Below are 13,204 nucleotides of genomic sequence, written 5' to 3'. Positions count from 1 at the left end.
CTGTTGGGCTTCGACGATGAAGCCGTCTCAGCCCAACCTACGCAGAGGTCAGCCCCGGCGCAGCTTGAAGCAGAGGAACAGGAAGGCCAGCCACACCGGGATGGCATAGACCGACACGGCGATGCCGGGGATGCGCAGCATCAGCACCAGGATCATGCCGACGAAGGCCAGGCACAGCCAGTTGGTGAAGGGTGACCAGAACGCCGGGAAGTGCGAGATACGACCGGCCTGGCGCTGAGCGGCGCGGAATTTCAGGTGGGTCAGGCTGATCAGCGCCCAGGCGATCACCAGCGAGGCCACCACCAGCGACATCAACAGCTCCAGCGCATTCTGCGGCAGCAGGTAGTTGACCAGCACGCAGAGCAGGGTCACCGCCGAGGACACGGCGATGCCCAGCAGCGGCACGCCGCTGCGGTTGGTGTGCAGCAGGGCGCGCGGGGCGTCGCCTTGCTCGGCCATGCCGTAGAGCATGCGGCTGGTGCAGTAGACCCCGCTGTTGTAGACCGACAGCGCCGCGGTCAGAACCACGAAGTTGAGCAGGTGCGCGGCGGTGTCGCTGCCGAGCAGGGCGAAGGTCTGCACGAAGGGGCTGCCGGCGTAGTCGTCACCACCGGCGCCGATGCTGCGCACCAGTTCGTCCCAGGGGTGCAGCGACAGCAGGATGGTCAGGGCGCCGACATAGAAGATCAGGATGCGCCAGACCACCTGGTTGATGGCCTTGGGGATGACGGTGCGCGGCTGGTCCGCTTCGGCGGCGGTGATGCCCACCAGCTCCAGGCCGCCGAAGGAGAACATGATGATCGCCAGGACCGCGAACAGGCCGCTCCAGCCGTTGGGCAGGAAGCCGCCATGGCTCCAGAGGTTGCTCACCGAGGCTTCGGGGCCACCGGCGCCGCTGATCAGCAGCCAGAGGCCGAAGGCCATCATGCCGAGGATGGCCACCACCTTGATCAGGGCAAACCAGAATTCGGTTTCGCCGAAGGCCTTCACGTTGAACAGGTTGATGGCATTGACCAGCACGAAGAACACCAGGGCACTGGCCCAGGTCGGTACTTCCGGCCACCAGTACTGCACGTACTTGCCCACCGCGGTGAGTTCCGACATGCCCACCAGCACATAGAGCACCCAATAGTTCCAGCCGGAGAGAAAGCCGGGGAAACGGCCCCAGTAGCGACTGGCGAAGTGACTGAAGGAACCGGCCACCGGCTCCTCGACGATCATCTCGCCGAGCTGGCGCATGATCAGGAAGGCGATGAAGCCGGCGATGGCGTAGCCAAGGATCATCGCCGGGCCGGCCGACTTGAGCACCCCGGCCGAGCCGAGGAACAAGCCGGTGCCGATGGCCCCGCCGAGGGCGATCAACTGGATGTGACGATTCTTCAGGCCGCGCTGCAACTGGCCGGCGGCGGGTTGGGGCTGGGACATGGACGGGGGTGTCTCGGTGGTGGGGAGGGAGCGGAGGGCTATGGTAGCACTCCTGTCGAGTTAGGCCGCGGCGTGGGCTTTCCCTCACCCCGGCCCTCTCCCTGAGGGAGAGGGGGAAGAGCGCGCTGCGGCAGGGAGTCTTCGTTGGGTGTCTTTCTTCGGTCCTCTCTTGGGAGAAAGGGACGGCTGCGCGCGGACAAGGCTGCGCCGTTGTCCACCCTACGGCTGAAGGGCATTGCCGATGTGCTTTCCTCACCCTGGCTCTTTCCTGGAGGTAGAGGGGGAAGACCCAGTGCACGGAGTTGTTTTTGCCCCCTCTCCCTCGGGGAGAGTGTATGGCCCGGGGACATAGTGAACACCTGTTCGGAGACAGGGTGGACACTTCACGCTGTGGCATTTGGCAGGTGGGAGCAGGCCGATGCCGTGGCAGGAGAGGTCCACGATGGAGCTACGCGAAGAATTTGTTGGCTTGGCACAACAGACGGGAGCGAACGTACGCTTGCTGTGTCGCCGCTTCGGCATTAGCCCGACGACGGGATACAAGTGGCTGGCGCGTGCCAGGGCCGGTGAGGCGCTGACGGATCGCTCGCGCCGTCCGACGACGTCGCCAAGCCGATGTGCACCGGAACAGGAGGCGCAGGTCATGGCCTTGCGCGCGCAGCACCCGGCTTGGGGAGCACGTAAGCTGGCGCGTCGGCTGGAAGATCAGGGCGTGCCGATGCCGGCTATCAGCACGGTACATGCGATCCTGGTCCGCCACGGCGCGGTGAGCGCGGCGGCTTCAGCGGCGGCCAAGCCCTGGCAGCGCTTTGAACACCCGCACGCCAACGATCTGTGGCAGATGGACTTCAAGGGGCATGTACCCCTGTTACGGGGACGCTGTCATCCGTTGACCGTATTGGACGACCATTCGCGCTACGCAGTGGCGTTGCAGGCCTGCGGCGACGAGCGGGAAAGCACCGTGCGTCAGTGCCTGATCGCCGCCTTCGAGCGCTATGGCCTGCCGGCGCGAATGACCATGGACAACGGCAGTCCCTGGGGCACGGACGGCCAGCATTACACTCGGCTGGACGTCTGGCTGATGGCCCAGGGCATCCGGGTCAGCCATTCGCGCCCCTATCATCCGCAGACGCAGGGCAAGGACGAACGCTTCCACCGCACGCTCAAGGCCGAAGTCCTGCAGGGCCCGCCGTGGGCAGACCTGGACAAGGCGCAGCGGGCCTTCGACCACTGGCGACAGCTCTACAATGCCCAGCGGCCGCATCAGGCGCTGGGCATGCAGGTGCCCCAGACACGCTATCAACCCAGCCCCCGCGCCTATTGCCCCACGCCATCCGCGCCGTTGTACGCTGAAGGCGGTATCGTCCGCACGGTACGCGATCAGGGGCTCATCAACTGGCGAGGCCAGCAGTGGCACGTGGGCAAGGCCTTCATCGGCGAGCCCGTGCTGATCCGTCCCGAGGGCGTGGACGGCCAGTACGACGTGTTCTGGCGCACCTGGCGCATCGCGTGTTTGAACGCACACACCCGGACGGCGACGACGGGACGTTCCGTCGCCTGACACCTGTCCACCTTGTCCTCGAACAGGTGTCCACCATGTCTCCGGGCTATACACGCGAGGGTTGGGGTGAGGGTAGGCCAGAGCCGCCGATAGCCAAAGGCAATCGATGTCCGGGGGCTGAATTGGTCATTTTTTGTGCTATTCTGCGCGCCCTCCCCAAACACCCCTTTCCCGGAAGCTGCCATGCAAGCCGCCACGCCGCTGTTCGACTATCCGAAATACTGGGCCGAGTGCTTCGGTCCGGCGCCGTTCCTGCCCATGAGTCGGGCGGAGATGGATCAACTCGGCTGGGACAGCTGCGACATCATCATCGTCACCGGGGACGCCTACGTCGATCATCCGTCCTTCGGCATGGCCATCATCGGCCGCCTGCTGGAAGCCCAGGGCTTCCGCGTGGGCATCATCGCCCAGCCGGCCTGGCAGTCGAAGGACGACTTCATGCAGCTCGGCGAGCCGAATCTGTTCTTCGGCGTGGCCGCGGGCAACATGGACTCCATGATCAACCGCTACACCGCCGACAAGAAGATCCGCTCGGACGATGCCTATACGCCGGGCAATGTCGCCGGCAAGCGGCCGGATCGCGCCAGCCTGGTCTATAGCCAGCGCTGCAAGGAGGCCTATAGCCACGTGCCGGTGGTGCTCGGCGGCATCGAGGCGTCGCTGCGCCGGATCGCCCACTACGACTACTGGCAGGACAAGGTGCGCCGCTCGATCCTGATGGACGCCACCGCCGACATCCTGCTCTATGGCAACGCCGAGCGGGCGGTGGTGGAGATCGCCCAGCGCCTGTCCCGTGGCGAGCGCGTCGAGTCCATCACCGATGTGCGCGGCACCGCCTTCATCCGCCGCGATACCCCCGAGGGCTGGTTCGAGGTCGATTCGACCCGCATCGATCGCCCCGGCCGCGTCGACAAGATCATCAATCCCTACGTGAACACCCAGGACACCGAGGCCTGCGCCATCGAGCAGGCGAAAGGCGAAGTCGAAGATCCCAACGAAGCCAAGGTGGTGCAGCTGCTGGAAAGCCCGCGTATGACCCGCGACAAGACGGTGATCCGCCTGCCGTCCTTCGAGAAGGTACGCAACGACCCGGTGCTCTATGCCCACGCCAACCGCGTGCTGCACCTGGAAACCAACCCGGGCAACGCCCGCGCCCTGGTGCAGAAGCATGGCGAGGTGGACGTCTGGTTCAATCCGCCGCCCATCCCCATGACCACCGAGGAAATGGACTACGTGTTCGGCATGCCCTATGCGCGGGTGCCGCACCCGGCCTATGGCAAGGAGAAGATCCCGGCCTACGAGATGATCCGCTTCTCGGTGAACATCATGCGTGGCTGCTTCGGTGGCTGCACCTTCTGTTCGATCACCGAGCACGAAGGCCGGATCATCCAGAATCGCTCCCACGACTCGATCATCCGCGAGATCGAGGAGATGCGCGACAAGGTGCCGGGCTTCACCGGCGTGGTCTCGGACCTCGGCGGGCCGACCGCCAACATGTACCGCATCGCCTGCAAGGATCCGGAGATCGAGCGCCACTGCCGCAAGCCGTCGTGCGTGTTCCCCGGTATCTGCGAGAACCTCAACACCGATCACTCGTCGCTGATCGAGCTGTACCGCAAGGCGCGGGCGCTGCCGGGGGTGAAGAAGATCCTGATCGCCTCGGGGCTGAGATACGACCTGGCCGTGGAATCGCCCGAGTACGTCAAGGAGCTGGTCACCCACCATGTCGGCGGCTACCTGAAGATCGCGCCCGAGCACACCGAGCGCGGTCCGCTGGACAAGATGATGAAGCCGGGCATCGGCAGCTACGACCGCTTCAAGCAGATGTTCGAGAAGTACACCAAGGAGGCGGGCAAGGAGCAGTACCTGATCCCCTACTTCATCGCCGCGCACCCGGGTACCACCGACGAGGACATGATGAACCTCGCCCTGTGGCTCAAGCGCAACGGCTTCCGTGCGGACCAGGTGCAGGCCTTCTATCCCTCGCCGATGGCCACCGCCACGGCCATGTATCACTCGGGCAAGAATCCGTTGCGCAAGGTCACCTACAAAAGCGACGGCGTGACCATCGTCAAGAGCGAGCAGCAACGCCGCCTGCACAAGGCCTTCCTGCGCTACCACGATCCCAAGGGCTGGCCGATGCTGCGCGAAGCGCTGGAACGCATGGGCCGCGCCGACCTGATCGGCCCCGGCAAGCACCAGTTGATCCCGGCCACCCAGCCGGTCGGTGACGGCAGCTACCAGAGCGCCCGGCGCAAGAATTCCACCCCGGTGGGCAGCAAGAAGAGCGGTACCGGTGGCGGACGCATCCTCACCCAGCACACCGGCCTGCCGCCGCGCGCCAGCGACGGCAGCAAGGCCTGGGACAAGGGCCAGGAAGGCCAGGCCGCCGGCTACGCCAAGGGCGGTCCGCGCAAGAAGTCGCGGCGTCAGCCGAACATGCCGCGTTGAGGCGAGGGAATGTAAGAAGGGGAGGCCGAGGCCTCCCCTTTTCATGGGCGGTGGGTCAGGACGGAGTTGTTGGGCTTCGACGGTGGAGCCGTCTCAACCCAACCTACGGGTGGCGTAGGTTGGGTTGAGCGCAGCGAAGCCCAACGCTGAGGACTACCCGCGCAATTCGGCGAAGTGGGCTTGCACGCGGTCGGCGTTGGCGGTGCGGCCGCTGAAGAGTTCGAAGGCCTTGACCGCCTGGAACACGGCCATGGTGCCGCCGTCCAGGGTGCGGCAGCCGAGGGCGCGGGCGTGGCGCAGCAGTTCGGTTTCCAGCGGGAAGTAGATGATCTCGGCGACCCACAGGCCGGGGTGCAGCAGCTCGGCCGGCAGCGGCAGACCGGGCAGCTTGGCCATGCCCACTGGCGAGGTGTTGACCAGGCCGTCGGCGGCGGCCACCGCGGCGGCCTGGTCGGTGCCGACCGCGGCGCGGCCGGGGCCGAAGTGGCGGGTCAGGTTGTCCACCAGGATCTGGGCACGCTCGGCCTCGACGTCGAAGATGAACAGCTGGTCGACACCCTCGGCGAGCAGGGCATGGGCCACGGCGCTACCGGCGCCGCCGGCGCCCAGCTGGACCACCAGGCGCTTGGCCACGTCCGGCAGGCCGCGGCGGAAGCCTTCGGCGAAGCCCAGGCAATCGGTGTTGTGGCCCACGGCGCGGCCGTCGGCCAGCACCACGGTGTTCACCGCGCCGATGCCGCGCGCCTCGGGGGAGAGGTCGTCGAGCAGCGGGATGATCGACTGCTTGCAGGGAAAGGTGATGTTGAGTCCGGTGAAACCGGTGCGCTGGGCGGCCTGCAGCAGCTCGGGCAGGGCGTCGGCGGTGAGGCCGAGGGCGTCCAGGTCGATCAGGCGGTAGAGGTATCTCAGCCCCTGGGCGTCGCCTTCGCGCTCGTGCATGGCGGGTGTCAGCGAGGCCTGGATGCCGGCGCCGATCAGGCCGGCGAGGACGGATTTGGCTGCGGTCATGGCGTTAGTTTCCCTGGTGGGCGATGAGGGCGCTAATGGCGGCGCGATAGCCCTGGCTGCCGAGGCCGCAGATGACGCCGACGGCGATGCCCGAGACATAGGAGTGATGCCGGAAGGCTTCGCGGCGATGCACGTTGGACAGGTGCACCTCGTAGACCGGCAGTTCGCTGGCCACCAGGGCGTCGCGCAGGGCCACCGAGGTGTGCGTCCAGGCGGCGGGGTTGATCACCACCCCGGCGTAGGCACCGCGCGCCTGGTGGATCCAGTCGAGCAATTCGCCTTCGTGGTTGGTCTGGCGGAAGTCGACCTCGTAACCCTCTTCGCGGGCGGTCTGCTCGCACAACTGGGCGACGTCGGCCAGGGTCTCGTGGCCGTAGGTGGCGGGTTCGCGGGTGCCGAGCAGGTTGAGGTTGGGGCCGTTGAGCACCAGGATACGTCGGGAGGGCATGGTGACTTTCTCTCTGTTGTTGTTCTGCCGAGCAGGCACCGCCCGGCGTTGCAGAGAAAAATGTACCAGCTGGTTAATTCCGTCAATCGGCCCGCGCCGGGCGGCCCCGGAAGCGTTCGATTATCGCCCTGGCTCTCGACTCAAATGGCTACCAGGCCGCGTACCCCTTCCGCCTCCATGTCGGCGCCGCGACCGCGCTGGACGATCTCGCCGCGGGACATCACCAGGTAGTTGTCGGCCAGTTCGCTGGCGAAGTCGTAGAACTGCTCCACCAGCAGGATGGCCATGTCGCCCCGTTTGGCGAGATGGGCGATGACGGTGCCAATCTCCTTGATCACCGACGGCTGGATGCCCTCGGTGGGTTCGTCGAGGATCAGCAGACGCGGGCGGGTGGCCAGGGCGCGGCCGATGGCCAGTTGCTGTTGCTGACCGCCGGAGAGATCGCCGCCGCGCCGCTGGCGCATCTGCTGGAGCACCGGAAAGAGTTCGTAGATGAACTCGGGTACCTCGCGGGCTTCCCGGGCGGGAAAGCGCGCCAGGCCCATGAGCAGGTTTTCCTCGACGGTGAGACGCGGAAAGATCTCGCGGCCCTGGGGCACGTAGGCGATGCCGGCCTGCACGCGCTGGTGCGGCTTGCGGCTGGTGATGTCCTGGCCGTCCCAGGTGACGCTGCCGCGCTTGGCCGGGATCAGGCCCATGAGGCAGCGCAGCAGGGTGGTCTTGCCGACGCCGTTGCGGCCGAGCAGGCTGGTGACCTCGCCGATGGGGGCCTCTAAGGACAGGCCACGGAGGATGTGGCTGCCGCCGTAGTATTGATGGAGTTCGTTGACTTGGAGCATGGGGGCCTCGGTTAGGTCTGGCTATCGCGGCCATGGGCCGCTCCTAAGTAGGAGCGGTCGCAGCGGCGAACCGCCATGGCCGCGATTCATATTCACACCAGGGCGCTAGCGCCCCAGATATACCTCGATCACCTGTTCGTTGACCTGGACCTGGTCCAGCGAGCCTTCGGCCAGGACGTGGCCCTGGTGCAACACGGTGACGTGGTCGGCGATGCTGCCGACGAAGCCCATGTCGTGCTCCACCACCATCAGCGAGTGCTTGGGCACCAGCGACTTGAACAGCTCGGCGGTGAATTCGGTCTCGGCGTCGGTCATGCCGGCCACCGGTTCGTCGAGCAGCAAGAGCTGCGGCTCCTGCACCAGCAGCATGCCGATCTCGAGGAATTGCTTCTGGCCGTGGGAGAGCAGGCCGGCGGTGCGGCCACGCGATTCCTGCAGGCGGATGGTGGTGAGCACCTCCTCCAGGCGGTCGCGCTGCATGCCGGAGAGCCGGGCGCGGAGGCTGGACCAGACCGACTTGTCGGTCTTCTGCGCCAGTTCCAGGTTTTCCCAGACGCTCAGGGCCTCGAACACCGTGGGTTTCTGGAACTTGCGGCCGATGCCGGCCTGGGCGATCTGCACCGGTTGCAGGCGGGTGAGATCCAGCGTCTCGCCAAACCAGGCGCTGCCGCGGTCGGGACGGGTCTTGCCGGTGATGACGTCCATCATCGTCGTCTTGCCGGCGCCGTTGGGGCCGATGATGCAACGCAGTTCGCCGACGCCGATGTAGAGATTGAGGTCGCGCAGGGCCTTGAAGCCATCGAAGCTGACCTCGATGCCTTCCAGGCTGAGGATGGTGCCGTGGCGGGTATCCAGGCCCTTGCCGGCGCTGTGGCCGAGGCCACTGGCTTCGCCACCGACGCCGGGATCGAGCACCTCGGCGGCCAGCGGGGGAACGGGGGCGGCTTTCATGCGTCGCGCTCCTTGTTGATGAGGCCGATCACGCCGCGTGGCAGGTAGAGGGTTACGACGATGAACAGGGCGCCGAGGAAGAACAGCCAGTACTCGGGGAAGGCCACGGTGAACCAGCTCTTGGCGCCGTTGACGATGCCGGCGCCGAGCACCGGGCCGATCAGGCTGCCGCGCCCGCCGAGGGCGACCCAGATGGCCGCCTCGATGGAGTTGGTCGGAGCCATCTCGCTGGGATTGATGATGCCCACCTGGGGCACGTAGAGGGCGCCGGCCAGGCCGCAGAGCACCGCCGAGAGCACCCAGACGAACAGCTTGAAGCCACGCGGATCGTAGCCGCAGAAGGTCACCCGGTTCTCGGCGTCGCGGATCGCCGTGAGGATGCGGCCGAACTTGCTCTGCGCCAGCCGCCAACCCAGCCAGAGGCTGGCCACCAGCAGCGCCACGGTAAGCAGGAAGAGCACCGCGCGGGTGCCCTGGGCCGCCACCGGGAAGCCGAGCAGGGTGGTGAAGCCGGTGAAGCCGTTGTTGCCGCCGAACCCGGTCTCGTTGCGGAAGAACAGCAGCATGCCAGCGTAGGTCAGGGCCTGGGTCATGATCGAGAAGTAGACGCCCTTGATCTTCGAGCGGAAGGCGAAGAAGCCGAACACCAGGGCCAGCAGGCCGGGCGCCAGCATCGCCAGGCACAGGGCCCAGAGGAAGTGGTCGGTGCCGGCCCAGAACCAGGGGTAACGGGTCCAGGAGAGAAAGCTCATGAAGGGCGGCAGGCCATCGCCGGCGGCCTGGCGCATCAGGTACATGCCCATGGCGTAGCCGCCCAGGGCGAAGAACAGGGCATGGCCCAGGGAGAGCATGCCGGCGTAGCCCCAGACCAGGTCGAGGGCCAGGGCGACGATGGCGTAGCAGAGGATCTTGCCCACCAGGGTGAGGGTGTAGGCCGAGACCTGGAAGGGGTTGTCGGCCGACAGCAGGGACAGCAGCGGCAGGGCGATCAGCCCGGCGAGGACCAGGCCGAGGACGGCCAGGCTCAGGCGCGGGCCGGCTTTCTGCACGGCGGTGAGGGCGAGTGGCTGGTTCAATCGATGACCCTCCCCTTGAGGGCGAACAGGCCCTGGGGCCGTTTCTGGATAAACAGGATGATCAGGCCGAGGATGAGGATCTTGCCCAGCACGGCGCCGATCTGCGGCTCGAGGACCTTGTTGAGGATGCCCAGGCCGAAGGCGGCCAGCACGCTGCCGGCCAGTTGGCCGACGCCGCCCAGCACCACCACCAGGAAGGAGTCGATGATGTAGCTCTGGCCGAGGTCGGGGCCAACGTTGCCGATCTGCGACAGGGCCACGCCGCCGAGGCCGGCGATGCCGGAGCCGAGGCCGAAGGCGAGCATGTCGATGCGCCCGGTGGGCACCCCGCAGCAGGCCGCCATGTTGCGATTTTGGGTCACGGCGCGCACGTTGAGGCCCAGGCGGGTCTTGTTCAGCAGGGTCCAGGTGAGGATCAGCACGAAGACCACGAAGCCGAGGATGATCACCCGGTTCCACGGCAGCAGCAGGTTGGGCAGCACTTGGATACCGCCGGACAGCCAGGCTGGGTTGGCCACTTCCACGTTCTGGGCGCCAAACACCACCCGTACCGCCTGGATCAGCATCAGGCTGATGCCCCAGGTGGCCAGCAGGGTTTCCAGCGGCCGGCCATAGAGATGGCGGATCACGGTGCGTTCCAGGGCCATGCCGATGGCGGCGGTGACGGCGAAGGCCACCGGCAGCGCCAGCAGCGGATACCAGGCCAGCCATTCGGGAGCCAGGCGTTGCAGGGTCAGCTGCACCACATAGGTGGCGTAGGCGCCGAGCATGAGCATCTCGCCATGGGCCATGTTGATGACGCCGAGCAGGCCATAGGTGATGGCCAGGCCGAGGGCGGCCAGCAGCAGGATGGAGCCCAGCGACAGGCCGGTGAAGGCCTGGCCGAGCAGGTCGCCCAGCAGCAGCTTGCGCTCCACCTGGGCAAGGCCGGTGGCGGCGGCCTTGCGGACGTCTTCGTTGGCTTCCACGGCGGGGTCGAGCAGGGCCTGCAGGCGGGGCTTGGCCTGGGGTTCGCCGGACTCGCCGAGCAGCCGCACCGCGGCCAGGCGCACGGCGGGATCGGGATCGCTCAGCTGCAGGTTGGCCAGGGCGGCGGCCAGGGCAGTTTTCACCTGCTGATCGGCCTCGGCGTGCAGGCGCTTCTCGAGGAAGGGGCGCTGTTCGGGCTTGGCCTCCTGGCGCAGGGCCTGGGCGGCGGCCAGGCGCTGGGTGGCGTCGCTGGACAGCAGCTGACCGCTGGCCTGGGCGGCGCCGATGAGGATCCGCAGACGATTGTTCAGGCGCACCGGCTTGGGCGTGCCGGTGGGGGCGGCGGCTTCGCTTTCGGCGGCGGTATAGCTGTCGCCGGTCTTGTAGAAGGGCCGCTTGGCGTCGTCGACGTAGAAGCGGCCGTCCTGCAGTGCCTGGAGCACCGGCAGTTGCGCAGGCTCGGGCGCGGCGGCCCAGTCCTGCAGGAGTTTGGCCTGGTCGCTGGTGCTGGCGGCGGCGAGGTCGGCGGCGGGGCCGGCCTGGACGGTGCCGGCGAGCAGCAACAGCAGGGGCAGAAGGAAAAGGCGTAGGGACATGCTCGGCCTCGTCGTTAGGTAAAGGCTCTGGCGTGCAGGCTCCCTGGGGAGTGGCAGGCGTGGCCTCGTTTCTGGTGCCGGGCGTCCGCTGGGGGCGGAGGCGCTGGCGGGCCCTCATCTCTCTCCCAGAAAGAGGGGGAGGGCGGGGGCTGTGGTGCTGTGGGTGTTTCCTGTTGGCTTCGGAGCGCCTTTTGCCCTCACCCCAACCCTCTCCCGGAGGGAGAGGGGGTAAAAGCAGGTGCGCTGGGCCGCCTTTTGCTCCCCTCTCCCCCTGGGAGAGGGGCCGGGGGTGAGGGCGGGACCTTACTTGCCGCTCTTCATCGGTTCGTCGGGCTTCTTGTCGTTGCCGGGGATGTAGGGGCTCCAGGGCTGGGCGCGGATCGGGCCCTTGCTCTGCCAGACGACGTTGAACTGACCGTCGTCCTGGATCTCGCCGATCATCACCGGCTTGTGCAGGTGGTGGTTGGTCTTGTCCATTTCGATGGTGTAGCCGTCCGGTGCGGCGAAGGTCTGGCCAGCCATGGCCTTGCGGACCTTGTCGACGTCGGTGCTGCCGGCCTTTTCCACCGCCTGGGCCCACATGTGGATGCCGACGTAGGTGGCTTCCATGGGGTCATTGGTCACGGTGGTCTGGTAGTTGGGCAGGTTCTGGGCCTTGGCGTAGGCCTTCCAGGCTTCGACGAACTTCTTGTTCACCGGGTTATCCAGGGACTCGAAGTAGTTCCAGGCGGCCAGCTGGCCCACCAGCGGCTTGGTGTCGATGCCGCGCAGTTCTTCCTCGCCCACCGAGAAGGCCATCACCGGTACCTCGGTGGCCTTCAGGCCCTGGTTGCCCAGTTCCTTGTAGAAGGGCACGTTGGAGTCGCCGTTGATGGTGGAGATCACCGCGGTCTTGCCGCCAGCGGCGAACTTCTTGATGTTGGCGACGATGGTCTGGTAGTCGCTGTAGCCGAAGGGGGTGTAGACCTCTTCGATGTCCTTGTCCTCGACGCCCTTGCTGTGCAGGAAGGCTCTCAGGATCTTGTTGGTGGTGCGCGGATAGACGTAATCGGTGCCGAGCAGGAAGAAGCGCTTGGCGCCGCCGCCGTCTTCGCTCATCAGGTATTCCACCGCCGGGATGGCCTGCTGGTTCGGCGCCGCGCCGGTGTAGAAGACGTTGGGCGACATCTCTTCGCCTTCGTACTGCACCGGGTAGAACAGCAGGCCGTTGAGTTCCTCGAACACCGGCAGTACCGACTTGCGCGATACCGAGGTCCAGCAGCCGAAGGTGACCGCGACCTTGTCCTGGGTCAGCAGCTGGCGCGCCTTCTCGGCGAACAGCGGCCAGTTGGAGGCCGGATCGACCACCACGGGTTCGAGTTTCTTGCCCAGCACCCCGCCCTTGGCGTTGATCTCGTCGATGGTCATCAGCGCCATGTTCTTCAGCGCGGTTTCGGAGATGGCCATGGTGCCGGAGAGCGAATGCAGGATGCCGACCTTGATGGTGTCTGCGGCGTGCGCGGCGCTCCAGGGGAACAGGCCGCTCATGAGCAGGGCGCTGGCGGCGAGGGTGGTCTTGAGTAGAGGGCGGCGCTTCATGCGAATGGCTCCTGGCGAACGTGCGCTGTTGTTGGGCTGGGCTTTGCGCCCGGCAATCGGCATTTCAGGATTTGTGCCAGCGGGCGCTAGGCCGCGTGAGTACTGGCGTCAGGTAGGTTGACCGAGTGTTCAGGATTATCGTCGCGCACCAATGTGGAGCAGCTATGGCCGGCCGTATGACGGCTTGCACGATGCTGGTGCCAAGGCGGCAATGAGGGCCGGTAAGCCGTTGCTTTTTGCGCAACATGAAAGACCGAATGCCGTATTGGTGGTGATGCCTGGGGCCTCCCATACTCGATTGC

The 13,204-nt window shown here is 66.5% G+C and carries 9 protein-coding genes and 1 pseudogene; 2 read left to right on the top strand and 8 right to left on the bottom strand.

What is annotated here, in order from left to right; translation table 11 throughout:
- Nucleotides 1-48 precede the first annotated feature (48 nt).
- Entirely contained in the window at nt 49-1,425 is a 1,377-nt protein-coding gene (locus FAZ11_RS18540) for an amino acid permease (protein WP_058773053.1), read from the bottom strand.
- A gap of 418 nt (nt 1,426-1,843) precedes the next feature.
- On the opposite strand from FAZ11_RS18540, the pseudogene FAZ11_RS18535 reads away from it, so the two are divergent.
- Together FAZ11_RS18535 and FAZ11_RS18530 are read left to right on the top strand one after the other, a co-directional pair.
- A pseudogene (locus FAZ11_RS18535) lies at nt 1,844-2,935 on the top strand (IS481 family transposase); the annotation flags it as partial.
- 234 nt (nt 2,936-3,169) lie between these two features.
- A complete protein-coding gene (locus FAZ11_RS18530; RefSeq protein ID WP_058774471.1) occupies nt 3,170-5,437 on the top strand; it encodes a YgiQ family radical SAM protein in 2,268 nt (755 codons plus the stop codon).
- A 153-nt stretch (nt 5,438-5,590) separates the two neighbouring features.
- Here the strand turns inward: FAZ11_RS18530 and FAZ11_RS18525 are convergent, their stop codons facing one another.
- From FAZ11_RS18525 to urtA, 7 genes are all read right to left on the bottom strand, one after another.
- Entirely contained in the window at nt 5,591-6,445 is an 855-nt protein-coding gene (locus tag FAZ11_RS18525) for a shikimate dehydrogenase (RefSeq protein ID WP_058773435.1), read from the bottom strand.
- A gap of 4 nt (nt 6,446-6,449) precedes the next feature.
- Nucleotides 6,450-6,893: a type II 3-dehydroquinate dehydratase gene (gene aroQ, locus FAZ11_RS18520; protein ID WP_058773434.1), complete on the bottom strand. Its 444-nt coding sequence runs from the start codon at nt 6,891-6,893 to the stop codon at nt 6,450-6,452.
- Nucleotides 6,894-7,033: 140 nt separating this feature from the next.
- Nucleotides 7,034-7,732, bottom strand: coding sequence for an urea ABC transporter ATP-binding subunit UrtE (gene urtE, locus FAZ11_RS18515; protein ID WP_058773433.1), 699 nt, complete (start codon nt 7,730-7,732; stop codon nt 7,034-7,036).
- Nucleotides 7,733-7,837: 105 nt separating this feature from the next.
- Nucleotides 7,838-8,683 (bottom strand): urea ABC transporter ATP-binding protein UrtD, encoded by an 846-nt coding sequence (urtD, locus tag FAZ11_RS18510; protein WP_058773432.1) that lies wholly within the window; start codon nt 8,681-8,683, stop codon nt 7,838-7,840.
- Nucleotides 8,680-9,759 carry an urea ABC transporter permease subunit UrtC gene (urtC, locus tag FAZ11_RS18505; protein WP_058773431.1) on the bottom strand — a complete coding sequence of 360 codons (1,080 nt, stop codon included), beginning with the start codon at nt 9,757-9,759 and terminating at the stop codon, nt 8,680-8,682. The genes urtD and urtC overlap by 4 nt, the downstream gene beginning before the upstream one ends.
- Complete coding sequence (gene urtB / locus FAZ11_RS18500) at nt 9,756-11,324, bottom strand: urea ABC transporter permease subunit UrtB (RefSeq protein ID WP_137279145.1); 1,569 nt, start codon at nt 11,322-11,324, stop codon at nt 9,756-9,758. The genes urtC and urtB overlap by 4 nt, the downstream gene beginning before the upstream one ends.
- Before the next feature lie 303 nt (nt 11,325-11,627).
- A complete protein-coding gene (gene urtA, locus FAZ11_RS18495; protein WP_137279144.1) occupies nt 11,628-12,902 on the bottom strand; it encodes an urea ABC transporter substrate-binding protein in 1,275 nt (424 codons plus the stop codon).
- Between the last annotated feature and the right edge of the window lie 302 nt (nt 12,903-13,204).

Origin of the sequence: Pseudomonas rhizoryzae, from assembly GCF_005250615.1 — a bacterium.
Classification (GTDB): domain Bacteria; phylum Pseudomonadota; class Gammaproteobacteria; order Pseudomonadales; family Pseudomonadaceae; genus Chryseomonas; species Chryseomonas rhizoryzae.
Note: the sequence above shows the minus strand (reverse complement) of the source record. Positions and strands in the feature narration are given on the sequence as shown.

Coding starts and splice junctions, on each gene's coding strand:
- aroQ (WP_058773434.1), bottom strand. CDS start 6,893: ATGCCCTCCCGACGTATCCTGGTGCTCAACGGCCCCAACCTCAACCTG.
- FAZ11_RS18540 (WP_058773053.1), bottom strand. CDS start 1,425: ATGTCCCAGCCCCAACCCGCCGCCGGCCAGTTGCAGCGCGGCCTGAAG.
- urtE (WP_058773433.1), bottom strand. CDS start 7,732: ATGCTCCAAGTCAACGAACTCCATCAATACTACGGCGGCAGCCACATC.
- urtA (WP_137279144.1), bottom strand. CDS start 12,902: ATGAAGCGCCGCCCTCTACTCAAGACCACCCTCGCCGCCAGCGCCCTG.
- urtD (WP_058773432.1), bottom strand. CDS start 8,683: ATGAAAGCCGCCCCCGTTCCCCCGCTGGCCGCCGAGGTGCTCGATCCC.
- FAZ11_RS18530 (WP_058774471.1), top strand. CDS start 3,170: ATGCAAGCCGCCACGCCGCTGTTCGACTATCCGAAATACTGGGCCGAG.
- FAZ11_RS18525 (WP_058773435.1), bottom strand. CDS start 6,445: ATGACCGCAGCCAAATCCGTCCTCGCCGGCCTGATCGGCGCCGGCATC.
- urtB (WP_137279145.1), bottom strand. CDS start 11,324: ATGTCCCTACGCCTTTTCCTTCTGCCCCTGCTGTTGCTGCTCGCCGGC.